The 24860-nt window shown below is 60.6% G+C and carries 26 protein-coding genes; 2 read left to right on the top strand and 24 right to left on the bottom strand.

The genetic code is table 11. The features are described from left to right. Nucleotides 1–126 precede the first annotated feature (126 nt). Both ACXADQ_RS13515 and ACXADQ_RS13510 read left to right on the top strand, forming a co-directional pair. On the top strand, nucleotides 127–1062 hold the full coding sequence (locus tag ACXADQ_RS13515) for a glycosyltransferase family 2 protein (RefSeq protein WP_475321418.1): 936 nt from the start codon (nucleotides 127–129) through the stop codon (nucleotides 1060–1062). Nucleotides 1063–1211: 149 nt separating this feature from the next. Further along, complete coding sequence (locus ACXADQ_RS13510) at nucleotides 1212–2627, top strand: DEAD/DEAH box helicase (RefSeq protein ID WP_475321415.1); 1416 nt, start codon at nucleotides 1212–1214, stop codon at nucleotides 2625–2627. A 67-nt stretch (nucleotides 2628–2694) separates the two neighbouring features. Here ACXADQ_RS13510 and ACXADQ_RS13505 read toward each other — a convergent pair whose 3' ends face one another. The 24 genes from ACXADQ_RS13505 to ACXADQ_RS13390 all read right to left on the bottom strand — a co-directional run bounded on the left by ACXADQ_RS13505 (nucleotide 2695) and on the right by ACXADQ_RS13390 (nucleotide 24824). Then, nucleotides 2695–4362, bottom strand: coding sequence for a ribonuclease J (locus ACXADQ_RS13505; protein ID WP_475321411.1), 1668 nt, complete (start codon nucleotides 4360–4362; stop codon nucleotides 2695–2697). After that, nucleotides 4359–5138, bottom strand: coding sequence for a type III pantothenate kinase (locus tag ACXADQ_RS13500; protein WP_475321409.1), 780 nt, complete (start codon nucleotides 5136–5138; stop codon nucleotides 4359–4361). Before ACXADQ_RS13500 ends, ACXADQ_RS13505 begins: the two co-directional genes overlap by 4 nt. A gap of 12 nt (nucleotides 5139–5150) precedes the next feature. Continuing rightward, nucleotides 5151–5900 carry a biotin--[acetyl-CoA-carboxylase] ligase gene (locus ACXADQ_RS13495; RefSeq protein WP_475321406.1) on the bottom strand — a complete coding sequence of 250 codons (750 nt, stop codon included), beginning with the start codon at nucleotides 5898–5900 and terminating at the stop codon, nucleotides 5151–5153. Nucleotides 5901–5980: 80 nt separating this feature from the next. Then, nucleotides 5981–7429, bottom strand: coding sequence for an NADH-quinone oxidoreductase subunit NuoN (gene nuoN / locus ACXADQ_RS13490; RefSeq protein WP_475321403.1), 1449 nt, complete (start codon nucleotides 7427–7429; stop codon nucleotides 5981–5983). A gap of 17 nt (nucleotides 7430–7446) precedes the next feature. Then, nucleotides 7447–8991 carry an NADH-quinone oxidoreductase subunit M gene (locus tag ACXADQ_RS13485; RefSeq protein ID WP_475321399.1) on the bottom strand — a complete coding sequence of 515 codons (1545 nt, stop codon included), beginning with the start codon at nucleotides 8989–8991 and terminating at the stop codon, nucleotides 7447–7449. Further along, nucleotides 8991–11093 carry an NADH-quinone oxidoreductase subunit L gene (nuoL, locus tag ACXADQ_RS13480; RefSeq protein WP_475321395.1) on the bottom strand — a complete coding sequence of 701 codons (2103 nt, stop codon included), beginning with the start codon at nucleotides 11091–11093 and terminating at the stop codon, nucleotides 8991–8993. Before nuoL ends, ACXADQ_RS13485 begins: the two co-directional genes overlap by 1 nt. A gap of 6 nt (nucleotides 11094–11099) precedes the next feature. After that, nucleotides 11100–11405 carry an NADH-quinone oxidoreductase subunit NuoK gene (nuoK, locus tag ACXADQ_RS13475; RefSeq protein WP_420567036.1) on the bottom strand — a complete coding sequence of 102 codons (306 nt, stop codon included), beginning with the start codon at nucleotides 11403–11405 and terminating at the stop codon, nucleotides 11100–11102. A 36-nt stretch (nucleotides 11406–11441) separates the two neighbouring features. After that, nucleotides 11442–12050 (bottom strand): NADH-quinone oxidoreductase subunit J, encoded by a 609-nt coding sequence (locus ACXADQ_RS13470; RefSeq protein WP_475321390.1) that lies wholly within the window; start codon nucleotides 12048–12050, stop codon nucleotides 11442–11444. Then, a complete protein-coding gene (locus ACXADQ_RS13465) occupies nucleotides 12047–12454 on the bottom strand; it encodes a carboxymuconolactone decarboxylase family protein (protein WP_475321386.1) in 408 nt (135 codons plus the stop codon). Before ACXADQ_RS13465 ends, ACXADQ_RS13470 begins: the two co-directional genes overlap by 4 nt. After that, nucleotides 12451–12945 (bottom strand): NADH-quinone oxidoreductase subunit NuoI, encoded by a 495-nt coding sequence (nuoI, locus tag ACXADQ_RS13460; protein WP_475321382.1) that lies wholly within the window; start codon nucleotides 12943–12945, stop codon nucleotides 12451–12453. The genes ACXADQ_RS13465 and nuoI overlap by 4 nt, the downstream gene beginning before the upstream one ends. 3 nt (nucleotides 12946–12948) lie before the next feature. Continuing rightward, nucleotides 12949–13989, bottom strand: coding sequence for an NADH-quinone oxidoreductase subunit NuoH (gene nuoH / locus ACXADQ_RS13455; protein WP_475321379.1), 1041 nt, complete (start codon nucleotides 13987–13989; stop codon nucleotides 12949–12951). A gap of 6 nt (nucleotides 13990–13995) precedes the next feature. Then, on the bottom strand, nucleotides 13996–14388 hold the full coding sequence (locus ACXADQ_RS13450) for a hypothetical protein (protein ID WP_475321375.1): 393 nt from the start codon (nucleotides 14386–14388) through the stop codon (nucleotides 13996–13998). Beyond that, nucleotides 14388–16409, bottom strand: coding sequence for an NADH-quinone oxidoreductase subunit NuoG (nuoG, locus tag ACXADQ_RS13445; protein ID WP_475321371.1), 2022 nt, complete (start codon nucleotides 16407–16409; stop codon nucleotides 14388–14390). Before nuoG ends, ACXADQ_RS13450 begins: the two co-directional genes overlap by 1 nt. Nucleotides 16410–16415: 6 nt before the next feature. Then, entirely contained in the window at nucleotides 16416–16820 is a 405-nt protein-coding gene (locus ACXADQ_RS13440; RefSeq protein ID WP_475321368.1) for a DUF5333 domain-containing protein, read from the bottom strand. A gap of 131 nt (nucleotides 16821–16951) precedes the next feature. After that, a complete protein-coding gene (locus tag ACXADQ_RS13435; RefSeq protein ID WP_475321364.1) occupies nucleotides 16952–17284 on the bottom strand; it encodes a hypothetical protein in 333 nt (110 codons plus the stop codon). Between the two features lie 5 nt (nucleotides 17285–17289). Beyond that, nucleotides 17290–18585, bottom strand: a complete 1296-nt coding sequence (gene nuoF / locus ACXADQ_RS13430) for an NADH-quinone oxidoreductase subunit NuoF (protein WP_475321361.1) — start codon at nucleotides 18583–18585, stop codon at nucleotides 17290–17292. 4 nt (nucleotides 18586–18589) lie between these two features. After that, nucleotides 18590–18811 carry a DUF5337 domain-containing protein gene (locus ACXADQ_RS13425; RefSeq protein WP_475321356.1) on the bottom strand — a complete coding sequence of 74 codons (222 nt, stop codon included), beginning with the start codon at nucleotides 18809–18811 and terminating at the stop codon, nucleotides 18590–18592. A 12-nt stretch (nucleotides 18812–18823) separates the two neighbouring features. Beyond that, the gene (locus ACXADQ_RS13420) at nucleotides 18824–19984 is read right to left on the bottom strand and encodes an NADH-quinone oxidoreductase subunit E (protein WP_475321352.1); all 1161 of its coding nucleotides are present in this window, start codon (nucleotides 19982–19984) and stop codon (nucleotides 18824–18826) included. 82 nt (nucleotides 19985–20066) lie between these two features. Continuing rightward, nucleotides 20067–21290: an NADH-quinone oxidoreductase subunit D gene (locus ACXADQ_RS13415; RefSeq protein WP_475326080.1), complete on the bottom strand. Its 1224-nt coding sequence runs from the start codon at nucleotides 21288–21290 to the stop codon at nucleotides 20067–20069. Continuing rightward, entirely contained in the window at nucleotides 21290–21895 is a 606-nt protein-coding gene (locus ACXADQ_RS13410; RefSeq protein ID WP_475321347.1) for an NADH-quinone oxidoreductase subunit C, read from the bottom strand. The genes ACXADQ_RS13415 and ACXADQ_RS13410 overlap by 1 nt, the downstream gene beginning before the upstream one ends. An 18-nt stretch (nucleotides 21896–21913) precedes the next feature. Next, a complete protein-coding gene (locus tag ACXADQ_RS13405) occupies nucleotides 21914–22447 on the bottom strand; it encodes a NuoB/complex I 20 kDa subunit family protein (RefSeq protein ID WP_420567023.1) in 534 nt (177 codons plus the stop codon). Then, on the bottom strand, nucleotides 22438–22803 hold the full coding sequence (locus ACXADQ_RS13400; protein ID WP_420567022.1) for an NADH-quinone oxidoreductase subunit A: 366 nt from the start codon (nucleotides 22801–22803) through the stop codon (nucleotides 22438–22440). The genes ACXADQ_RS13405 and ACXADQ_RS13400 overlap by 10 nt, the downstream gene beginning before the upstream one ends. A gap of 375 nt (nucleotides 22804–23178) precedes the next feature. Continuing rightward, nucleotides 23179–23961, bottom strand: coding sequence for a crotonase/enoyl-CoA hydratase family protein (locus ACXADQ_RS13395; protein ID WP_475321340.1), 783 nt, complete (start codon nucleotides 23959–23961; stop codon nucleotides 23179–23181). 11 nt (nucleotides 23962–23972) lie between these two features. After that, a complete protein-coding gene (locus ACXADQ_RS13390; RefSeq protein WP_475326079.1) occupies nucleotides 23973–24824 on the bottom strand; it encodes a hydroxymethylglutaryl-CoA lyase in 852 nt (283 codons plus the stop codon). Nucleotides 24825–24860: the final 36 nt, after the last annotated feature.

Here is a 24860-nt window from a genome sequence, read left to right as displayed (position 1 = left end):
CCCGCACGCCATGCTTGGAGCACGGGCAGCGACACGAAAGAACGACCCGTCAGCGCAGAATTGTCAGGGGCATCAGGCAGATGACACACTCCATCCACTGTTTCCGTCTGGGTACGGGGCCCACCCATGGCTAAGCCGCGTTGGGGGATTGTGTCCACCATCAAGGCACCCATCCAAGACATTCAGAACTTCTGTGCGCATCACCTGGAGCTCGGCGCACACCGGATTTATTTATACCTGGACGACCCCGATCAGGCGGGGGTGGACAGCCTGAAAGCGCACCCAAAGCTGCGGGTGCGGCTGTGTACAGATCGGTTTTGGGCGCGCAATCTGGGGCACCGCCCGAAAAAACACCAGAACCGCCAGGTCGCAAACGCCGCCCATGCCTATGCCCGCCGGGTCGAGGTGGATTGGCTGACCCATATCGACGTGGACGAGTATTTATGGCCGCACTCAGCGCTGCCCAAACAGCTGGCGGCCTTGCCCGCCGATTGCCTGGTGGCCCGGGTCCGTCCCAGCGAGGCCCTGGCCAACCAGACGGCAAGCGATCTGACCCATTTCAAACGCCTGACGCTGGAAAGGGACAAGCGCGACCGGCAAACCTCTGAAATATATCCTAATTTTGGCTCTTTCCTGAACGGAGGCTTCCTGTCCCACGTGCAGGGCAAGCTGTTCTATCGCACCGGTATCGATGCACTGACGGCCAAAATTCACAATGTCTTTGTCGGCGAGACCACCAATCCCGGCCAGCAGGAACTGACCGGCACCGAGCTGCTGCATATGCATGCCAAAAGCTGGGAGGATTTCCTGGCGGCGTTCCAGTATCGCCTACAGAATGGTTCCTATCGATCCGAACTGAAAGCCCAGCAAGGCGGGTTGTCCATGCACCAGCTGTTCTCGTCCATCTACGAAGACGGAGGAGAGCCCGGGCTGCGTCGTTTCTATGATGAAGTCTGTACCGCCTCGCCCGAATTGCTGGACCGTCTGCGCGCCCATGATCTGTTGTCCAGCCACGCCCTGGAGCTGGAAACCAAACGAGTGTTGCACTTCGCCCACCCGTAACCCTGCGAAAAATCGTAAAAGTTGACCCAGATCGCGGTTTCAGGTACACCCCGCGCACAGGAAGACCAATAGGTAGCTGCCACGGACCGGACGGGTCCACCCTTCCCTGACGCTACGGGCCAAGACGTGTCCGTAAACAACGGATACACATGACAAAATTCTCTGATCTGAAACTCGATCCGAAAGTCCTGAAAGCCATTGACGAAGCTGGCTATGAAAAGCCGACGCCCATTCAGGCCGGCGCCATTCCGCCCACACTGGAAGGGCGCGACGTTCTGGGCATCGCTCAAACCGGGACCGGTAAGACCGCAAGTTTCACCCTGCCGATGATCACTTTGCTGGCCAAGGGACGCGCCCGTGCCCGCATGCCGCGCAGCCTGGTTCTGTGCCCGACGCGCGAACTGGCCGCTCAGGTGGCGGAAAACTTCGACACCTATACCAAGCACATGAAGCTGACCAAGGCGCTGCTGATTGGCGGCGTTTCGTTCAAGGAACAGGACGCGCTGATCGACCGTGGCGTTGACGTGCTGATCGCCACCCCCGGCCGCCTGCTGGACCATTTCGAACGCGGCAAGCTGCTGCTGACCGGCGTGCAGATCATGGTGGTGGACGAGGCCGACCGGATGCTGGATATGGGCTTTATCCCCGATATCGAGCGCATCTTCAGCCTGACGCCCTTTACCCGCCAGACCCTGTTCTTCAGCGCCACCATGGCGCCCGAGATCGAGCGGGTCACCAACACCTTCCTGTCCGCCCCCGAGCGGATCGAGGTCGCCCGCCAGGCCACCACCTCGGACACGATCACCCAAGGCGTGGTTATGTTCAAACCCAGCCGCCGCGATCGTGAAGGCAGCGAAAAACGCACCCTTCTGCGCGCGCTGATCGACGAAGAAGGCGACAAGTGCAAAAACGCTATTATCTTCTGCAACCGCAAGGTCGATGTGGATATCACCGCGAAAAGCCTGAAGAAATACGGATATAACGCGGCGCCGATCCATGGTGATCTGGACCAAAGCCACCGGATGAAAACGCTGGAAGGCTTCCGCGACGGCTCTCTGCGCTTCCTTGTGGCCTCGGATGTGGCCGCGCGGGGGCTGGACATTCCGAATGTCAGCCACGTGTTCAACTTCGACGTGCCCAGCCATTCCGAAGACTATGTCCACCGGATCGGCCGCACAGGTCGCGCGGGCCGCGAAGGCACAGCGCTGATGATCTGCGCGCCCCGCGACGAAAAGAACTTTGACGCGATCGAAGCCCTGGTGAAACTGGAAATCCCGCGAACCGAGAACCCAGTTCAGGCCAAGAAAGCCGCCAAAGCCGAAAAATCCGAGGACAAGCCCGAGAAAACCACGCGCTCGAAATCCTCTCTTTCGCGCAAGACCAGTGAAACGGTCGAGGCCGAAGCCAAAACCACTGCCGAGACCCCGGCAGAAGAGCCGCAAAAGCAGCAGCAGCCCAAGAAACAGAGCCGCAGCCGCGGTGGCCGCGACAATCGTGTTGTGGGCATGGGCGATCACCTGCCCAGCTTTATCGCGCTCAGCTTTGAAGAGCGGCGCGCAAGCTAAACCAATGACATAGAACACAAAAAGCGCCCCATTTCGGGGCGCTTTTTCGTTCCGACATAAGCGGCGCTTAGGCCAGACGGCTGACCACCACGGTGACCTCGGGCTTTTTGCCGATCTCGTCCTGCGCGGTTTTGCGGATGATCTTTTTCAGCTCGGCTTCCAGCTTGTCGTCGTCTTTGAGGGTCGAGCCCTTGGCGCGGCGCAGGAACTGATCGAGGTCTTCCTCCAGTACGTCCACCAACGGCGCGTTCGAGCGGCCAAGTTCGGGCAGGCCTTTCAGCTCGCACCAGGGTTCCCCCAGCAATTCACCGTCTTCGTCGATCAGCACGGTCACCAGAACATGGCCATTCAGCGCCATACGAATCCGGTCGCGCACAATGCCATCCAGCGCCCCGATCAGCACCGAGCCGTCCAGATACAGGCGTCCGGTTTCCACATAGCCCGCCACAACCGGTTCATTGCCGGACAGGTTCACCATCACCCCGTTGGGCGCGATGATCGACTGGAATCCGTTGCTTTCGGCAAGTTTTGCGTGTTCGCGCAGGTGACGGTGTTCACCATGCATGGGCACCACGATTTGCGGCTTGGTCAGCTTGTGCATTTCAACCAGATCGGGGCGGTTGGCGTGACCGGAAACGTGATAGCGCCCGCCCATGTCGTCCACCACCTCGACGCCCATTTCGCTGAACTGGTTCATGATGCGAATGACGCCGCGCTCGTTGCCCGGAATGGTTTTGGACGAGAACAGGAACAGATCGCCCTCTTTCAGGGTGATGCCGTTGTATTTCCCGTTGGCCAGCTGAGCACTGGCGGCGCGGCGTTCGCCCTGGCTGCCGGTCACCAGCAACATGACGTTTTCACGCGGCAGGCTGCGGGCGTCTTCGGGGCTGATCACGGGGGGGAAATCCGTCAGGACCCCGGTTTCAACCGAGGCCTGGATCATCCGGCGCATCGCCCGCCCCATCAGGCAGATCGAGCGGCCCGCGCGTTGCCCTGCCTCGGCCAGGGTTTTCACGCGCGCCACGTTCGAGGCAAAGGTCGTGGCCACGACCATCTGCCCCGCTTCGGCGACAAGATTGGTGACCTCATCGGCGATGCTGGCCTCGGACCGGCCAGCCACGGGGTTGAAAACATTGGTGGAATCGCAGATCAGGGCCTTGATGCCCTTTTCAGCCACCTTGCCCCACAGGACCGGATCAAAGGGCTCTCCCACGATCGGGGTGGCGTCCAGTTTGAAATCCCCGGTGTGCACGACGCGCCCGTCGGGGCTGTCGATCACCAGCGCGCTGCTTTCGGGGATCGAGTGCGAAATCGGCAGGAACGAGACCTGGAATGGCCCGGCCGCGATGCTTTCGGGAAAGGCCGAGACCGTGCGCACGACCTTATCCGAATGGCCATATTCGGCCAGCTTGTGCCGCGCGATATTGGCCGTAAAAGCCCGCGCATAGACCGGCGCACCCAGCTTTTCATAGAGATGCCCCACAGCGCCCACGTGATCCTCGTGGGCGTGGGTGATGAAGACGGCCTCCAGCTGGTTCTTGCGTTCCTCCAGCCAGGTGATGTCGGGCATGATCAGATCCACGCCCGGGCTGCCGTCCATATCGGGGAAGGTCACGCCCATATCGACCAGGATCAGCCGCTCGTTGTCTTCGGGCCCATAGCCGTAGACATAGCAATTCATGCCGATCTCTCCCGCGCCACCGAGAGGGAGGTAAATCAGTCGTTCGCTGCTCATGTGTTGCCTTGATCCTTGTTATAATTGTGAATGACCGTCAGGCCGTGCACGGTCAGAAATTCGTCAAAGACGTCAAACAGTGTATCCCCCTGCCCGAACAAAGGTGCAAGCCCCCCGGTCGAGATCACCCGCATCGGACGGTCATGTTCTGCCTTAATCTGCTCGCAAATCCCGCGCACCAGCCCGACATAGCCCCAAAAGATACCGCTTTGCATACAGGCGACGGTGTTGGTGCCGATCACCTTGGTGGGTTTGGTCACGTCCACATGCGGCAGCGCGGCCGCCATTTTGTGCAGCGCCGACAGTGACAGGTTCACACCCGGCGCGATCACCCCGCCGACATAGGCGCCATCCTGATCCACCACGTCAAAGGTGGTTGCCGTGCCGAAATCCACCACGATCAGATCGCCGCCATAGCGATCATAGGCGCCAGCCGTGTTCACCAGACGGTCTGGGCCCACCTGGGTGCCCGCATCCACACGCGGATCGGCGGGCAGCAGGCAATCGGGGCGGCCCACGACCAGCGGACGACAATCAAAGTAGCGATCCGCCAGAACCCGCAGGTTGAACACCACGCGCGGCACCGTCGAGCTGATGATCACCGCGTTGATGTCCATGGTGACATGGTGATGCTGCAACAAGCGATCCAGCCAGACAAAGTACTGATCTGCCGTGCGCTGATGGTCGGTGGCCGTGCGCAGGGTGCAGTGGATTTTCTCTCCGTCCCAGATGGAAAACACGGTGTTCGTGTTACCGCAGTCGATGGCAAGAAGCATGTGCGAGCCTCCTTAGAAAAATATTTCGGCCGCAGGAACCGTTTCGCGCCCGTCCGCTGTGGATAGGACAATATTGCCCGCCTCGTCCACAGTCTCGAACACGCCAGTGATCTCGTGACGCATGGTTCTGGCGGTAATGACCTCGCCCAGCCGGGCCGCGCGAGACAGCCACAGCCTGCGAATGGGGGCGAACCCGTAGGTTTGAAAGGTTTGTTCGTGGCGCGCATAGGCCGGTGCCAGAAGGTCCAGGAATTCCTGCGGTGTGATCCTTAGCCCGGTCTCGGACAAGATGGACACTGGCGGGACCGAGCGTTGCTCTAGATCGCTGGCCTCGGGAACTAAGGTCAGGTTCACCCCGATCCCGATCGCGATATGGCTGACGCCTTGCATCCCGCCGGCGCTTTCCAACAGTATACCCGCCAGCTTGCCCCCGTTCAGCAGCACGTCATTGGGCCATTTGAGGCTGAAAAGGTCCTCGCGCCCCGTGGCGGCGACACAGGCGTCATACAACGCCAACGCCGCCAGAAACGAGCGCAACGCGACCCTGTCGGGGCTTTCATTCGGCCGCATCACCAAGGTGGCCGAAAAATTACCGCCCGGATCGGCCCAAGGGCGGCCACGTCGGCCCCTGCCCTGCGTCTGACGCAGGGCCAGCACCCATTCGGGGCCGGTCAGGTCGGGGGCAATGCGCGCGGCCTCGGCATTGGTGCTGTCCACGCTGTCCAGAATGCGGCGGCCATAGCCTTGGGGCCAATCCATCATGTCGCGGCTTCCTATGTTTCAAACGCAAAACGACGCGCCCCACGGACGCGTCGCATTGAAAAGTCAGGGATCGCTCAAGCTTAGTTGACCAGAGCTTCGGCAGCGGCCGTCGCCATGCTTTCGACGCCCAGCAGGTCGATCCCGGGTATCCAGGCCAGACCGATGACCACGGCGCTGGCCATCAGGAAGCCCCACAGAACCGGCGAGCGGTTCTTGTCCAGGCCTTCGCCCTCTTCCCCGAAATACATGTAGAACACGATCCGCAGATAATAGAAGGCACCGATGACCGACGCGATCACACCCAGCACCGCCAGCCAGATCAGACCGGCCTCATATGCGGCTTGCAGCACGTAGAACTTACCGAAAAAGCCCACCAGCGGCGGCACACCCGCCAGGCTGAACATCAGCACCAGCACGGCCAGCGCCTTGCCGGGTTCACGCTTGGCGTACATGTTCAGCGAGGTGATGTCGGTGACGGGCTGGCCGTCTTTTTCCATGGTCAGGATGAAGGCAAAAGTGCCAACATTCATGGTGACGTAGATCGCCATATAGACCAGCAGAGCCTGCACACCGAACGCGGTGCCCGCCGCCAGACCCATCATCGCATAGCCCATATGGGCAATCGAGGAATAGGCCATCAGACGTTTGATATTGGTCTGACCGATCGCCGCGACAGCGCCAAGGAACATGGACAGAAGCGCCAGCAGCGCGATGATCTGCTGCCAGTCGGCAACCACGTCGCCAAAGGCGTCATGCATCACGCGGGCGAACAGGCCCATCGCGGCCATTTTGGGCGCGGTGGCAAAGAAGGCAGTGACCGGGGTCGGTGCGCCCTCGTAGACGTCCGGGGTCCACATGTGGAACGGCACGGCCGAGATCTTGAACGCCAGGCCCGAGATCACAAAGACCAGACCGAACAGCAGACCCAGCGAGGCATGCCCACCCGAGGCCGCCTTGATGATGTCCGAAAACAGCGTGGTGCCCGCAAAGCCGTAAACCAGCGACGAGCCGTACAGCAGCAGACCCGACGACAAAGCGCCCAGCACAAAGTATTTCATGCCCGCCTCGGTCGATTTCACGCTATCTCGGCGCAGCGAGGCCACGACATAGAGCGACAGGGATTGCAGCTCCAACCCCATATACAGGGCCATCAGGTCCCCGGCCGAAACCATGACCATCATGCCAACGGTCGCCAGCACAACCAGCACCGGGTATTCGAAGCGCAGCAGGCCTTTGCGGGCCATATAGTCCTGGCTCATGACCAGAACAGCAGCACCGCCCAGCAGGATCACAACCTTGGCAAAGCGGGCAAAGGCATCGTCGTTGAACATGCCGCCAAAGGCGACATGGGTACCTGAACCGCCGATGCCGATCCATGCGGCGACCAGCACCAGCACGGCCGCAGTGGCCCAGGTTAGCAGACCGGCCAGCCGGTCTTTGCCCGTGTAAACCGCCAGAACCAGCGCCAGCATCGCGTATACGGACAGAAGGATTTCCGGCAGGACAATATTCAGATCAGCCTGGATCATCTCTCAGGGCTCCTGTTTCAATGCGACGCGGCGACTTGCGTGGCGCCGGGGGCGTCCGCAAGGGCCAGTTCATAGTTGTGGATCAGCGCCTCGACCGAGGGGCCAATGATATCGGTGACCAGCGCGGGGTAGACCCCCAGCAGCAGGGTCATGAAAACCAGCGGAGCAAAGATCGCCTTTTCGCGGGCGGTCATGTCCTTGATGGTTTTCAGGCTTTCCTTGATCAGATCGCCAAACACGACGCGGCGGTACAGCCACAGCGCATAAGCCGCCGAGAAGATCACGCCCGAGGTTGCGATCAGCGCCACCCAGGTGTTGACCTGGAAAATGCCCATCAGCGTCAGGAATTCCCCAACAAAGCCCGAGGTGCCCGGCAGGCCCACATTCGCCATGGTGAAGAACATGAAGATCAGCGCATAGGCCGGCATCCGGTTGACCAGGCCGCCATAGGCCTCGATCTCGCGGGTGTGCATGCGGTCATAGATGACGCCCACGCACAGGAACAACGCGCCCGAGATAAAGCCGTGGCTGAGCATCTGGAAGATTGCGCCGTCGATACCTTGCTGGTTGGCCGCAAAGATGCCCATGGTGACATAGCCCATATGCGCGACCGAGCTGTAGGCGATCAGCTTTTTCATGTCGTCCTGCACCAGCGCCACCAGCGAGGTATAAACGATCGCAATCGCCGACATCCACAGCACCAGATCGGTCATCACATCTGCGCCGATGGGGAACATCGGCAGGCTGAAGCGCAAGAAGCCGTAGCCACCCATTTTCAGCAGGATCGCCGCCAGAACGACCGAGCCCGCAGTGGGGGCCTGCACGTGTGCGTCCGGCAACCAGGTGTGCACCGGCCACATCGGCATTTTCACCGCGAAGCTGGCAAAGAAGGCCAGGAACATCAGCGTCTGCATCCCGCCGACAATGTGAATGCCCAGCACGCTGAAGCTTTCCGACGCGAAGGTGTGGTTCATCAGCGTCGGAATATCCGTGGTGCCCGCGTCGACATACATCGCGACCATGGCCACCAGCATCAGCACCGAGCCAAGGAAGGTGTAGAGGAAGAACTTGAAGCTGGCGTAAATCCGGTTCGCCCCGCCCCAGATGCCAATGATCAGGAACATCGGGATCAGGCCTGCCTCGAAGAACAGGTAGAACAGCACCAGGTCCAGCGCCATGAACACGCCCAGCATCAGCGTTTCCAGCAGAAGGAAGGCGATCATGTATTCCTTGACGCGCTTCTCAACGCCCCAGCTGGCCCAGATGACCAGGGGCATCATGAAGGTGGTCAGCATCACGAACAGAACCGAGATACCATCCACGCCCATTTTGTATTTCAGGCCCAGGATCCATTCGCGCTCTTCCACGAACTGCATGCCCGTGTTTTGCGCGTCAAAGCCCGCCAGGATGAACAGCGACACCAGGAAGGTGATGCCGGTGGCCACCAGCGCCGACCATTTCGCATTGCGCTGCGCGGCGGCATCCTCGCCCCGCAGGAAGACAGCCAGAATGGCCGCCGCCAGCGCGGGAATGAAGGTGACAATGGAAAGAAGGTTATCCATTAGTGCGCTCCTCCGCTGAGCGCCATCCATGTGATCAGGACAACGATCCCGACCACCATGGCGAAGGCATAAGTAAAGATGTAACCGGATTGCGCGCGGCCAGCCAGGCGGGTGAAGAAGGGCACGATGCCCATGGCCACACCGTTCAGGAAGCCGTCGATGACATTGCCATCGCCGCGTTTCCACAAAAAGCGACCGATCGCCTGAGCAGGACGCACAAAGATGACGTCATAGATCTCGTCAAAGTACCATTTGTTCAGCAAGAACAGGTACAGCGGACGCTGGGCCGCAGCCAGTTTCTTGGGCATTTCAGGGTTCACGATATAGAACCAGATCGCCACCAGCAGACCGATGATCATCGCGATGAAGGGGCTGACCTTGACCCAGGTCGGGGCGTGGTGCGCCTCGTCCATCACGTGGTTGTCGGGGTGCATGAAGATCGCGCCTTGCGGGGCCATACCGTGATCGGCGGCCTTAGCGTGGTCATCACCGTGGTCATCATGCAAATCCGCAGCGGCATGGGTGTCGCCGTGATCATCACCATGCCCCTCGGATGCCTCGACGTGATGGTCGGGGATGCCGAAGAACTTGTTGACCTGGCTGTGATCGCCAAAGAACGAACCGTACCAGATCATCCCCGAGAACACGGCCCCCAGCGCTAGCACGCCCAGCGGGACCAGCATGACGGTCGGGCTTTCATGGGCATGCTCGTGCGTGTGCTTGTCTCCGCGCGGGGTGCCCCAGAAGGTCAGGAACATCAGGCGCCAGCTGTAGAAGCTGGTGAACAGCGCTGCCACAACCAGCATCCAGAAGGCATAGCCGCCTTGCGTACCGGCCCAGGCGCTTTCGATCACAGCGTCCTTGGACAGGAAGCCAGCAAAACCGATATGGGTCAGCGGAATGCCGACGCCGGTGATGGCCAGCGTGCCCAGCAGCATCGCCCAGAAGGTATAGGGCAGCTTTTTACGCAGACCGCCATAGTTGCGCATGTCCTGTTCGTGGTGCATCCCGTGGATCACCGAGCCCGCGCCCAGGAACAGCATCGCCTTAAAGAACGCGTGGGTGAACAGGTGGAACATCGCCACGCTGTAAACGCCCACACCAGCGGCCACGAACATATAGCCCAGCTGCGACATGGTCGAATAAGCGATCACGCGTTTGATGTCGTTCTGCACCAGGCCGATGGTGGCCGCGACAAAGGCGGTGGTCGCGCCCAGGAAGGTCACGAAACCCATTGCCTCGGGGGCGTATTCCATCAGCGGCGACATGCGGCAGACCAGGAACACACCCGCGGTCACCATGGTCGCGGCGTGGATCAGGGCCGACACCGGGGTCGGGCCTTCCATCGCGTCCGGCAACCAGGTGTGCAGGAACAGCTGCGCCGATTTCCCCATGGCCCCGACAAACAGCAGGAAGGCCAGCAGGTTCGCCGCGTTCCACTCGGTCCACAGGAAATGCAGCTGCGTGTCCGCCAAAGCAGGCGCGGCGGCAAAGATATCGTCAAAGCGGATGCTGTCGGTCAGATAGAACAGGCCGAAGATCCCCAGGGCAAAGCCAAAGTCACCCACTCGGTTGACGACGAAAGCCTTGATCGCGGCCGCGTTCGCGCTGGGTTTCTTGTAGTAGAAACCGATCAGCAGGTACGAGGCGACGCCCACGCCTTCCCAGCCAAAGAACATCTGTACCAGGTTATCCGAGGTGACCAGCATCAGCATCGCGAAGGTAAAGAACGACAGGTAGGCAAAGAAGCGCGCCTTGTAGTGCTCGCCATGTTTCCAGTTGTCGTCATGGGCCATGTAGCCGAACGAATAAAGGTGCACCAAGGCCGACACCGAGGTCACAACGATCAGCATGATCGCGGTCAGACGGTCCAGACGGATCGACCATTCAGTGCTGAGCGTCCCGGACTGGATGTAATCCAGAATATGCACATGTTTGACGTGCCCCGCGTCCAGACCCAGGAAGGTGATCCAGCTGAGGATACAGGCCAGGAACAACAGGCCGGTGGTGACGTATTGCGCGCCCTTCTCACCGATCAGTCGCCAGCCAAAGCCTGCGATTAGCGCCCCAACCAGCGGGGCAAAGAGGATAACGGTTTCCATATCTCTTTACCCCTTCATGACGTTGACATCTTCGACGTCAATCGTGCCACGGTTACGGAAGAAGACGACCAGAATGGCCAGACCAATCGCAGCCTCGGCGGCGGCAACGGTCAGAACCAGCAGCGTGAATACCTGTCCCACCAGATCCCCTGCAAAAGAGGAGAAGGCGACAAGGTTGATGTTCACCGACAGCAGCATCAGCTCGATCGACATCAAGAGGATGATCACGTTCTTCCTGTTCAGGAAGAGGCCAAAGATACCTATGACAAACAGCGCGGACGCCACTGCCAGGTAGTGTTCTATACCAATCATTTTTCCCTCGGTCCTTATTCGGTCCGGTGGCGAGCCTTACAGGCCCTGCCCCGGTTTCACGTCTTTCAATTCCATTGCGGTTGCCGGATCGCGATACATCTGGGCCAGCACGTCCTGGCGTTTGATGTCTTTGCGGTGGCGCAGCGTCAGCAGGATGGCGCCGATCATCGCGACCAGCAGGATCAGGCCAGCCAGCTGGAACAGCATGAAGTATTTGTCATACAGCAGCAGACCCAGCGCGGCGGTGTTCTCGATCCCTTCGGGGGCGACGGCCTGGCGCGCGGCCTCGGCATGCTCCGAGGTTTCCCAGGCACCGTAGGCCAGCCCCAGTTGCATCAGCAGCACAACCCCGATCAGCAGGGCCAGCGGCATATAGCGGGCCATCTCAGCCTTGAGCTCGGCGAAATCCACATCCAGCATCATCACGACGAACAGGAACAGCACCGCAACGGCGCCCACATAGACGATGATCAACAGCATCGCCACGAATTCGGCGCCCAGCAGCACGAACAAGCCGGCCGAGCTGAGAAAGGCAAGGATCAGCCACAAAACCGAGTGCACAGGGTTCCGGCTGATCACCGTGAACAGGCCCCCGATGATGGCGCAGATCGCGAACAGATAGAATGCCAGCGCTGCAATCGTCATTTCGTTTTATCCTCTTTGTCGTCCATGACCTCGCGGGCCAGTTCCATGCCCTTGGTCATGGCGGGTATGCCTGCGAACATCGACATCTGCGCGATGGTCTCGGCGATTTCATCCTTGGTTGCGCCTGCTTCCAATGCGTGGCGCACAGTCATTCTAAAGCCCGTATCATTCTGGGCCCCCTGCATGGTCAGCCCGGCCAAAGTCAGCAGCAGCCGCGTTTTCGCATCCAGCCCGTCTTTGCTGATCCCTTTGCCAAAGGCCATTTCCATCATGTCCTTGGGCAACGTCGGCCACAGGGCCTCCAGCCCCTTCGGAGAGAAGGATTCAAGCGCCGGATTGAACGCTTTGGCCATCGATTGGGCTTGCTGCATCAGCATTTCAAACGGGTTAGAGGAATCGCTCATCGGTAGGGGGCATCCAGTTCCAGGTTGCGGGCGATCTCGGCTTCCCAACGTTCGCCATTCTCCAGCAGCTTGGCCTTGTCATAGAACAGCTCTTCGCGGGTTTCGGTCGCGAATTCAAAGTTGGGACCCTCGACAATCGCATCCACCGGGCAGGCCTCTTGGCAGAACCCACAATAGATGCATTTGGTCATGTCGATGTCATAGCGTGTGGTGCGACGGCTGCCATCATCGCGCGGTTCCGCGTCGATGGTGATCGCCTGCGCCGGGCAGATGGCCTCGCACAGTTTACAGGCAATGCAACGTTCCTCGCCATTGGGATAACGACGCAAAGCATGCTCGCCCCGGAAACGCGGCGACAGCGGCCCCTTTTCATGCGGGTAGTTCAAGGTAGCTTTGGGCGCAAAGAAATACTTCAGACCCAGCTGGAACCCTTTGATGAAGTCCGCCAGCAGGAAGTATTTCGCGGCGCGTCCGTAGTCGATAGCTGCCATGGATTAGCCTCCAATTGCCCAGCGGGCATAGGCCCCGCCGAAGGCTTCGAATTTTGCCAGGAATGCCACGATCACAACCCAGGCCAGCGACATGGGCAGGAAGACCTTCCAGCCAATGCGCATCAGTTGGTCATAGCGGTAACGGGGGGTGATGGCCTTGACCATCGAGAAGATGAAGAAGACGAACAGCATCTTGCCCACCATCCACAGGATGCCATCAGGCAGACCGGGGATCGGCGACAGCCAGCCACCAAAGAACAGCAGCGTGGTCAGGGCGCACATCAGCACCACGGCGACCAGTTCGCCGATCATGAACAGCAGGAACGGGGTCGAGCTGTATTCAACCTGATAGCCGGCCACCAGTTCGGATTCTGCCTCGGGCAGGTCGAACGGAGGACGGTTGGTTTCGGCCAGGGCCGAGATCAGGAACAGGAACAGCATCGGCAGATGCGGCAGCCAGTACCAGCTGAACAGGCCATAGGCGCCGTCTTGTGCACGAACAATGTCACCAAAGTTCATCGACCCGGTCGAGATGATCACACCGATGATGATCAGGCCGATGCTGACCTCGTAGGAAATCATCTGCGCAGCCGAGCGCAGCGAGCCCAGGAACGGGTATTTCGAGTTCGACGCCCAGCCGCCCATGATCACGCCGTACACCTCGAGCGAGGAGATCGCGAAGACATAAAGGATGGCCACGTTGATATCCGACAGGACCCAGCCATCGTTGAACGGGATCACCGCCCAGGCGATCAGCGCCATCACCAGGCTGATCATCGGCGCCAGCAGGAACACCGCGCGGTCAGCCCCGGCGGGGAACACGACCTCTTTGACGATGTATTTCAGGAAGTCCGCAAAGCTTTGCAGCAGACCAAAGACACCCACAACGTTGGGCCCCCGGCGCATCTGGACAGCGGCCCAGATCTTGCGGTCGGCATACATCAGGAAGGCCAGAGCCACGAGCAGAGGAACGACGATCAGCAGGACCTGCCCGATGATCACCAGCGCCATGCCCAGGTAAGTGTTAGCAAAGAAATCAGCCATAGGTCCTCACACCGTCGGTATTCCGTTTTCCGCGCAATGAGCAGCGACGACTTCGGCGTCGATCGTTCTCAAACCGCGAGGCAGCGCAGGCGAGATGGTGTAAACCGCATCTCCTCGCCACAGGCCGCCCTGTTGCTCTACGTTCGTGCGCACATGGCGCGCGAACCCATATCCACGGATCAACGCGTATTGTGCGGCTGCACATTCGGCGTAATCCGAAACATCTTCGCCCGTACGGGCCCCGGTCATGGTCACCACAAAGTTGACCAGTTCACCGTCCAAAAGCTGCGTGTCGATCCCGCGATAATCCGGGCGGAACGCCGCAGCGTCGGGCTGTGCTTCGACACAACCCGCCACGGGCGCCGCCAGGGCCAGGGATATGACCGCAGTGCGCAGCATCACTCGGCAGCCACCGAGGTTTCAGCGCGTGCATTCGCCGTGCCGGCCAGCTCGCCCATCAGGGCGCTGGCCCGCGCGATTGCGTTGGTCAGGTAGTGGGCTGCATCCGAGTCCACCGCCAGTTTGAAGTGGCCCGCTTTCAACTCAGCGGTTTCCAGCGCCTGCCATACGTTTTCGATCACCTGATCGATCTGCGCCAGATGCGGCACCTCGGCGATCATCGCCTGACGCAGCTGGGCCAGGCTGTCATAGGCCAGCGGGGCGTCCAGTTCGGCGCTCAGCGCACGCAGGATGGCCCAGTTTTCCTTGGCCTCGCCCGGGGCAAACCCGGCGCGCATCGCCAGCTGAGGACGTCCTTCGGTGTTCACGAACAGGCCGTTTTCCTCGGTATAGGCGGCGGCGGGCAGGATCACGTCAGCGCGGTGCGCCCCTCGATCCCCGTGGCTGCCTTGATAGATCACGAACGGTCCTTCGGCGATGTCCACCTCGTCAGCGCCCAGGTTAAAGATCACCTCGACACCATCCATGGCCTTTTCCAGACCACCCTCGGTGACGGCGCCCAGATCCATGGCGCCCACGCGGCTGGCAGCGGTGTGCAGGACCAGCATCTTGCCGCCCAGTTTTTCGGTCAGAGCCTGCGCCTGAGCCAGAACCTTGATCCCGTCGCCCTCGGAAATGGCGCCCTGCCCCACGATGACGATCGCACCGTCGGTGGCCTTGGCGCTGCTGACTGCTTTGTTCAAAGGGTTGCGGCCAGGGCCGACATGCACTGTGTCATAGGTCAGATCCATGCCGGCAGGTCCGATCACACGAACCTCGGCGCCCGACAACCAGGCCTTGCGAATGCGGGCGTTCATTACCGGAGCTTCGTTGCGCGGGTTGGTGCCGATCAGATAGATCACCTTGGCGCTATCGATATCCTCGATCGCAGCGGTGCCCACATAGGCCGAGCGGTTGCCAGCGGGCAGAACCGCGCCGTCGGTGCGGGCCTCGATCGTGCCGTCCTGGCCTTCAACCAGCTGTTTCAGTGCAAAAATAGCCTCGGTCGGAGCCAGATCACCGACCAGAGCGGCCAGGTTTTTGCCTTTGATGGCCGTGGCTGCGGCGCTCAGCGCCTCGCCCCAGCTGGCCGGACGCAGTTTGCCGTCTTCACGCACATAGGGGCGATCCAGACGCTGGCTGCGCAGCCCATCCCAGACATAGCGGGACTTGTCGCTCAGCCATTCCTCGTTCACGCCGTCATGGTTGCGCGGCAGGATACGCATCACTTCGCGCCCCTTGGTATCCACACGAATGTTGCTGCCCAAAGCGTCCATCACGTCGATGGTTTCGGTCTTGGTCAGCTCCCACGGGCGGGCAGTGAAGGAATAGGGTTTGTTGACCAGCGCGCCGACCGGGCACAGGTCCACGATGTTGCCTTGCAGGTTCGAGACCAGCGTTTCGTTCAGATAGCTGGTGATCTCGGCATCTTCGCCACGACCGGTCTGACCCATCTGGGTGATGCCGGCGACCTCGGTGGTGAAACGCACGCAACGGGTGCAGCTGATGCAGCGGGTCATGTGGGTTTCAACAAGCGGGCCCAGATTCAGATCATCCACGGCGCGCTTGGCTTCGTTGAAACGGGTGCCCGACAGACCATAGGCCATGGCCTGATCCTGCAGATCGCATTCACCGCCCTGATCGCAGATCGGGCAATCCAGCGGGTGGTTGATCAGCATGAATTCCATCACGCCTTCGCGGGCCTTCTTGACCATGGGCGAGTTGGTTTTGACCACAGGCGCCTGACCTTCGGGGCCGGGGCGCAGATCGCGCACCTGCATCGCGCAAGAAGCAGCGGGCTTGGGCGGGCCGCCAACGACCTCGACCAGGCACATACGGCAGTTGCCCGCAATCGACAGACGTTCGTGATAACAGAAGCGCGGCACCTCGACCCCGGCCTGTTCACAGGCCTGGATCAGCGTCATGGCGCCGTCCACTTCGATCTCGTTCCCGTCGATGTTAATCTTGCGTAGGTCAGACATGGGGTCTCACTTTGCTCTCAGTAGTTGACCGATCTGGGTGCCCTTCGAAATCTCGGCGCGGCCAAGAGTGCAGAAGGTTTCCGGATCGGCATAGCTCACGCCGTTGGCTTTCAGGTAGGCTTCGCCCCTGGCACGCATCCGCGCCTTTTCGTTGGGCGATTTGACATAAGTGTCGATCTCGGACTGGGAATACCCCAGATCACGGGCGCGACGCTCGAGCCTGTTCATATAGGACAGGGCCCGGAACATACGGGCGGAAATGCTGTCGCATTGCTTGCGGATTTCGTTGGCGACGGCCACGACAAACAGCCCGTCGTCGATCTCGGCCACATCACGCAATGGGACTTTGGCAAAGGCAGGCTGGGCCGCTGTGATTGAGGCCATAAAAACCAGAGGAATAATCTTGCGCATATCAGTTCTCCTATCTGCAGGACGGCGCGGGCTGCGCATGGCAGACCGCCCATCTCTGCAAGAGATGGGGAGAGACGCGTTTGTCATGCAATAACAATCGCCCTTACCCTTTGATATGACGGAAGAATTCATCATGCTTTGCACCGGCCCCGCAACAGCAGAATGTCTTCGCTGACAACGACTTCGCGATTGTCGCGTTCTTGTACAACCAACCATTCCAGGGTCGAGTTGCCATAGCGCGTCACACAGTGGCGGGTGGCTTCGTAGCGGCCGGCATCTTCGGCCGCTTCATAGCTTTGATTGGCGCCACGCACAGTCACGTCAAACACTTGCGGATCTTCTTTCACAGCCTTCAACGAGGCCCTGAACGCATAGCCATCAAAGGTCACGCGTTGCTTGGAGCCCTTGCCGCTGCACCCGGCCAGCAGGCCCAGACTGATCATGAAAAGAACCACAAACCGCATCTCGATTACTCCGCCGCCATGGCGCCCATGCGCCCTGTTTTGTTGGCCTTGATGCGGTCCTCGATTTCTTCGCGGAAATGACGGATCAGGCCCTGGATCGGCCAGGCCGCCGCATCCCCCAGCGCACAGATCGTGTGGCCTTCAACCTGTTTGGTCACATCAAACAGCATGTCGATCTCTTCGATTTCGGCCTCGCCGCGCACCAGGCGATCCATCACGCGCATCATCCAGCCCGTGCCTTCGCGACAGGGGGTACACTGGCCACAGCTTTCGTGCTTGAAGAACTTGGCCAGACGCCAGACCGCTTTGATCACGTCGGTGTTCTGATCCATCACGATCATACAACCGGTGCCAAAGCTGGATTTGTTTTCACGCATCCAGTCGAAATCCATGATCGCATCTTCCAGGGCGTCTTTGGGCAGCACCGGACACGAGGCCCCGCCGGGGATGATCGCCTTGAGGTTATCCCAACCACCGCGGATGCCGCCGCCATGACGCTCGATGATCTCGCGCACGGGCATGGACATGGATTCTTCGAAGACGCAGGGATTGTTCACGTGGCCGGTCAGCGCCATCACCTTGGTGCCTGCGTTGTTCGGACGCCCGAACGAGCTGAACCACTCGGGGCCACGCCGCAGGATGGTGGGCACAACCGCGATGGATTCCACGTTGTTCACAGTGGTCGGGCACCCATACAGGCCCGCGCCCGCCGGGAACGGAGGCTTCATCCGGGGCATGCCCTTTTTGCCTTCCAGGCTTTCGATCAGGGCGGTTTCTTCGCCGCAGATATAGGCCCCTGCCCCGTGGTGCAGATACAGGTCGAAATCCCAGCCCGAGCCAGCCGCGTTGCGGCCCAGCAGGCCTGCGTCATAGGCCTCGTCGATGGCGTTTTGCAGCGCTTCTTTTTCGCGGATGTATTCCCCGCGAATATAGATATAGGCCGTATGTGCATTCATCGCGAACGAGGCGATCAGCGCGCCTTCGATCAGCGTGTGCGGATCGTGACGCATGATTTCGCGGTCTTTACAGGTGGCCGGTTCGGATTCATCCGCGTTGATCACCAGATAGGCCGGGCGACCGTCGCTTTCCTTGGGCATGAAGGACCATTTCAGACCGGTGGGGAAGCCCGCACCGCCCCGACCGCGCAGGCCGCTGGCCTTCATCTGGTCGATGATCCAGTCGCTGCCCTTCTGGATGATCCCGGCAGTGCCGTCCCAATGCCCACGTGCCTTAGCGCCCGCCAGGGTCCGCTCGTGCATCCCGTAGAGATTGGTAAAGATACGGTCTTGATCCTTCAGCATCCCATTACCTCTGATCGTTTTGGCGCGAACGCCAGATTTGATAGATCTTCACGATGGCCAGCACAAAGCCAACCAAGGCGATCAGGTCCAGCAACGCGCGCGTGCGTTGATCCAAACCCAGTTGTCCTCCGATGAAGGTGGCCAGCGCCCAGTACACACCGGTGCCCGCAATCAAGAGCGCAACCTTGCGCCCCCGAGCAGCCGTATCCGTGTCCCGTTCCGCCATCCTTCGTCTCCGTTAGTACACGCTGCCCTTGTCGACGCGCTTCGAGAACTCGGTGTCCTCGCCCGCTGCCAACAGTTTGGCCTGCCCGATCCAATCGTCGCGTGTGATCCGGCCTTTGAATTTCAGGCGGTTGTCGACCCACTGAATTTCGGCCTCGGTCCAGGCGGCGATTTGATCGAAATGATAGAAACCCAGCTCGTTCAGGGTTTGCTCCAGCTTGGGGCCAACGCCTTTGATCCGCTTCAGATCGTCGGCACCACCCTCGCGGGCACCGCTCAGCAATTCTGGAGCGGCCTCTTCGACCTCGCCTTCTGGTGCTTTGGTCGGAGCGGGCTTTTCCTCTTGGACCGGAGCAGCCTTGGGCGCTTCGGCCTTGGCGGCCTCTTCAACCTGTTTGGCCACGGGTTTGGCCGCAGGGGCTTCGGGTGCCGGGGCCGGAGGTGTTTGGGTTGGCGCCTCGTCGCGGCCTTTCAGCCAGGGCGTCAGGATCGGAACCTCGGTGCCGTCGATCCGCTTGAGCGTGTCACCGATATCGGTCGCCAGTTGAACGCTTGCGTTATACTTTGTGTGGCCGCTGTCGAAATCCTTGAGCGTGGTCAGACCGCCCAGCGGTTCCGATGCAAACCGGCCATTTTGCGGACCCGGCACCGGCACTTTGCCCGCGGCCATGTCGTCCAGCAATTTGGCGAAGCCTTCAGCCGTCAGATCCTCGTAATAGTCTTTGCCGATCTGCGCCATCGGAGCGTTGGTACACGCGCCCAGACATTCGACCTCTTCCCAGGTGAACTTGCCGTCCTCGGACAGGGTATGGGGGGTCGGAGCGATCTTTTCCTTGCAAACCGCAATCAGATCCTCGGCGCCGCAAATCATGCAGGTCGTGGTGCCACAAATCTGGATATTGGCAACAGATCCAACCGGTTGCAGCTGGAACATGAAGTAGAACGAGGCCACTTCGAGCGCGCGAATATGGGCCATGCCCAGCATATCCGCGACATGTTCAATCGCGGGGCGGGTCAGCCAGCCTTCTTGTTCCTGGGCGCGCCAAAGCAGCGGAATGACCGCAGATTGCTGGCGTCCCTCGGGGTATTTGGAGATCTGCCCCTGAGCCCATTCCTGGTTGGCGGGGGTGAAGGCAAAGCTGTCGGGTTGGTCTTTGTGAAGACGGCGGAGCATTAGGCCATCCCTTCGGCTGCGCGGCGGCTGTCGGAGCCTCCGGCGGGAGTATTTTGGGAACAAAGAAAGGCGGGCAGCGACATCAGCGGTCGATCTCCCCAAAGACGACATCCATGGTTCCGATGATCGCGGCAACGTCGGCCAGCTGGTGGCCACCTGCCACGTGATCCATGGATTGCAGATGCAAGAAGCCCGGCGCGCGCAGCTTGGCGCGGTAGGGTTTGTTGGTGCCATCTGCCACCATGTAGACGCCAAACTCGCCCTTTGGGGCTTCGACCGCGGCGTAGACCTCGCCTGCGGGGACGTGGAAGCCTTCGGTGTAGAGTTTGAAGTGGTGGATCAGCGATTCCATCGAGGTTTTCATGTCGCCGCGTTTGGGCGGGGTCAGCTTGCCACGCGCCAGCACGTCGCCGGTGGCTTCGCGCAGTTTGGTGATCGCCTGACGGATGATGCTGGTCGACTGGCGCATTTCTTCCATGCGGCACAGGTAGCGGTCATAGCAGTCGCCGTTTTTGCCAACGGGGATCTGGAAGTCGAATTCGTCATAGCATTCATAGGGTTGCGCGCGGCGCAGGTCCCAGGCGAGGCCCGACCCGCGCACCATCACGCCCGAGAAGCCCCATTCCTGGATGTCTTCTTCGGTGACGACGCCGATATCACAGTTGCGCTGTTTGAAGATGCGGTTTTCGGTCAGCAACCCGTCGATATCGTCCAGAACTTTGGGGAATTCGATCGCCCATTCTTCGATATCGTCCAGCAGCTCGTCGGGCAGGTCCTGGTGCACACCGCCGGGGCGGAAGTAGTTCGAGTGCAGACGGGCCCCGCAGGCGCGTTCGTAGAAGATCATCAGCTTCTCGCGCTCTTCAAAGCCCCACAGCGGCGGGGTCAGCGCGCCAACGTCCATCGCCTGGGTGGTCACGTTCAGCAGGTGGTTCAGAACACGGCCGATTTCCGAGTACAGAACCCGGATCAGCGAGGCCCGGCGGGGCACCTCGACGCCGGTCAGTTTTTCGATCGCCAGGCACCAAGCGTGTTCCTGGTTCATCGGCGCCACGTAATCGAGGCGGTCCAGATAGGGCAGGTTTTGCAGATAGGTGCGCGATTCCATCAGCTTTTCGGTGCCACGGTGCAGCAGGCCGATATGCGGATCGCAGCGTTCTACGATCTCGCCGTCCAGCTCCAGCACCAGACGCAGCACGCCGTGGGCCGCAGGGTGTTGCGGGCCGAAGTTGATGTTGAAGTTACGGATCTGCTGTTCGCCGCTCAGGGCGTCCACGCTGCCGTCGTCAAACTTGGAGCCGTCCATCATTTGGCCTCTCCTTTTTCATCACCGGGCAGGATGTATTCGGCACCTTCCCACGGGGACATGAAATCAAACTGGCGGTATTCCTGGACCAGCGACACGGGTTCATAGACGACGCGCTTTTGCTCTTCGTCGTAGCGCACTTCGGTATAGCCGGTGGTCGGGAAATCCTTGCGCAACGGGTGGCCGCGGAAGCCATAATCCGTCAGCAGGCGACGCAGGTCCGGGTGGCCCGAGAACAGCACGCCGAACATGTCAAAGACCTCGCGCTCGAACCAGTTGGCCGAGGGATGCACATCGGTGATCGAGGGCACCATCTCGTCTTCGCGGATCGACACGCGCAGGCGGATGCGCTGGTTCTGGTACATCGACAGGAAGTGATACACCACGTCGAACCGTTTCGCCCGATCCGGGTAGTCCACAGCGGTGATGTCCACCAGGCTGGAGAATTTGCAGGTCGGGTCGGTTTTCAGGAACTCGACAAAGCCCACGATATTGCCGGGGGTTACGTCGATGTTCAGCTCGTCATAGGCAATGTCCCAGGCCAGAACGCAATCGGGGCGTTTCAGCTCGATATGGGTGCCAAGCTCGGTCAGGGCTTCGGTCATGTGTCTTGTCCTTCCCGCTTAGCGCACGATCGTGCCGGTGCGGCGAATTTTGCGGGCCAGCTGCATGATACCGTACAGCAGCGCCTCGGCGGTCGGGGGGCACCCGGGCACATAGACATCCACGGGCACGATGCGGTCACAGCCGCGCACAACCGAATAGCTGTAGTGGTAATAGCCGCCACCGTTGGCGCAGGACCCCATCGAGATCACATAGCGCGGCTCGGGCATCTGGTCGTAAACCTTGCGCAGCGCGGGGGCCATCTTGTTGGTCAGGGTCCCGGCCACGATCATCACGTCCGACTGACGCGGGGATGCACGCGGGGCGATCCCGAACCGTTCAGCGTCATACCGTGGCATGGAGGTATGCATCATCTCGACGGCGCAGCAGGCCAGGCCGAAGGTCATCCAGTGGAGCGAGCCCGTGCGGCCCCAGTTGATGATGTCATCCACCGTGGTCAGCAGGAAGCCCTTATCCTGAAGCTCGCGGTTCAGCTCTTGCGTGGCGACTTCGCGGTCAAAGCCTGCCGTGTTCGCACCGGTCATCACTCCCATTCCAGGGCCCCTTTCTTCCACTCATAGGCAAAGCCAGCCGTCAGCACGCCCAGGAACACCATCATGCTCCAGAACCCCACCATCGAGATGTCCTTGAACGCCACCGCCCAGGGGAACAGGAAGGCGATTTCAAGGTCGAAGATGATGAACAGGATCGACACCAGGTAGAAACGAACGTCGAACTTCATCCGGGCGTCGTCGAAGGCGTTAAATCCGCATTCGTAGGCAGACACTTTTTCCGGGTCCGGATTGCGCACGGCAAGAACAATAGCTGCGAGGATAAGAACAAGACCAAGAGCAATGGCAATGGCCAGAAAGACGAGGATGGGAAGGTATTCCCTCAGCATCTCTTCCACAGGTGGCTCCTTTCATGCGCGCGGGCGCAGTCAGTAGGCTGATTTTGTAGGCCCGGGTTTACTCCTGCGTCACACTGGGGTCAACCGAACCAGCAACACATTCATCAATGTGAAAGTGTGTGGCGTTCCCCAATGTATACAATGGCACACGATTGCTTTGGCCTTGCGCTGCGTCAATTCGCCAACGGTTTTTAGGGGTTTTTCCACACTGAAAGACAAGAACCAGCGCCGTTTCTGCCCAACAGGGCGAATTGGCCGGCGCGCAATTCCTTGTAAAGGCGCGTCAGGCATACATATTTAACTGGAAAAACGGCACCCTATCGGGCGCCGTGTCACATATTTAATCGAATGAGATTTGGTTTGGCAGCGCGCTGATCACCCTTGCCAGTTTGGTTTCCGCTTTCCGAAAAACGCGCCAATTCCTTCCGGGGCTTCGTCGCCCTGCCAGCACGCGGCCAGTTCCGAGACCGTATGTTGGATCGTGGCCTCGTCGATCTGCGGCCCAAGGGCGCGCAACAAGGCCTTGGCACGGGCCACCGCCCCCGGGGCGCATTCCAGATAGGGCGCAACCTCGGCCTCGATCGCAGCGTCCAGATCTGAGGCGGGAACCGCGCGGGCCAACAGACCCAGATCCATCGCCTCGGCCGCGTCAAACCGGCGACCCGACATAAAGACCCGGCGCGCCCTGGCCTCGCCCATGCGGGCACAGACATAGGGGCCGATGGTGGCCGGGATCAGGCCCAGCCGCGTTTCGGTCAGCCCCATCAGCACGGTGTCGGCGCCGATGGCCACGTCGCACACACTGGCCAAGCCGACACCTCCCCCAAAGGCGTTCCCCTGCACCCGCCCGATCAGGGGCTTGGGCATGGTGTTCAAAGCCTGCAACGCGTAGGCCAGTTTCGAGGCCTCGGCCATGCGCACATCCGGGTCCGCCTCGAATTGTTCACGCATCCAGCCCAGATCGCCCCCCGCACAGAAGCTTTTGCCCCTGGCGGCCATGACCACAACGCGCACGCTGTCATCCGCGCCCAGATCGGTCGCGGCCTGGTGCAACTCGGCGATCATCAAAGCCGACATGGCATTGTGTTTCTCGGCCCGGTCCAGCCACAAGGTGGCCACGCCGCGAGCGTCTTTTTCGATATGGAGTGTCTCGCCCATGTCAGTCCCTTCTAACTGCGCATCGCGCGGGCCAAGCCCGCCGCCCGCGCCAAAATCTCGGGGTCCAGCCCGGTATCATAGCCCATCTCGGTGACGCGGGCTTGCACGGCCTCGGTGGCCACATTGCCAGCAGCCCCGGGCGCATAAGGACACCCGCCAAGCCCCCCAACCGCCGCGTCGAACACGCGCAGGCCCTTTTCGATCGAGGTTTCAATATTGGCCAGCGCACGCCCTGCCGTGTCGTGGTAATGCCCGGCCAGACGGGCAGCAGGCACTTCGGACAGCACCGCATCCAGCATGGCCGCGATGGTTTCTGGGGTCCCCTGCCCGATCGTGTCGCCCAAGGACACCTCGTAACAGCCCATCCGGTCCAGCGCCTTGGCCACCTTTGTCACCTGCGCCGGATCGACCGGCCCGTCATAGGGGCAATCTGTGACACAGCTGACATAGCCGCGCACTTTGATCCCTGCTGCCTGCGCCGCCTTGGCCACAGGGGCGAACCGCTCCAGACTTTCGGCGATCGTAGCGTTGATATTGGCCTTAGAGAAACCCTCTGAGGCCGAGCCGAAAATAGCCACCTCGTCGGCCTGCGCCGCCATCGCGCGTTCCAGCCCCATCATGTTGGGCGTCAGCGCCGCATAAGACACGCCCGGTGCGCGGGTGATCCCGGCCAGCACCTCGGCGCTGTCGGCCATCTGCGGCACCCATTTGGGGCTGACGAAACTGGCCACTTCGATCCGGCGGAAGCCAGCGCCGCTGAGGCAATCGACCAGCGCGATCTTGGCGTCGGTCGCGATCATCTGCTTTTCGTTTTGCAGCCCGTCGCGCGGGCCGACCTCGAATATCTCGACAGTCGCCCCCATACGCAGCCTCCTGCTTTGCTCTGGCCAGACGTCCAG

The organism is Thalassovita sp. ABM4_323, from assembly GCF_056158665.1.
The sequence above is the reverse complement of the archived record's forward strand: the minus strand, read 5'-3'. Positions and strand labels throughout refer to the sequence as shown.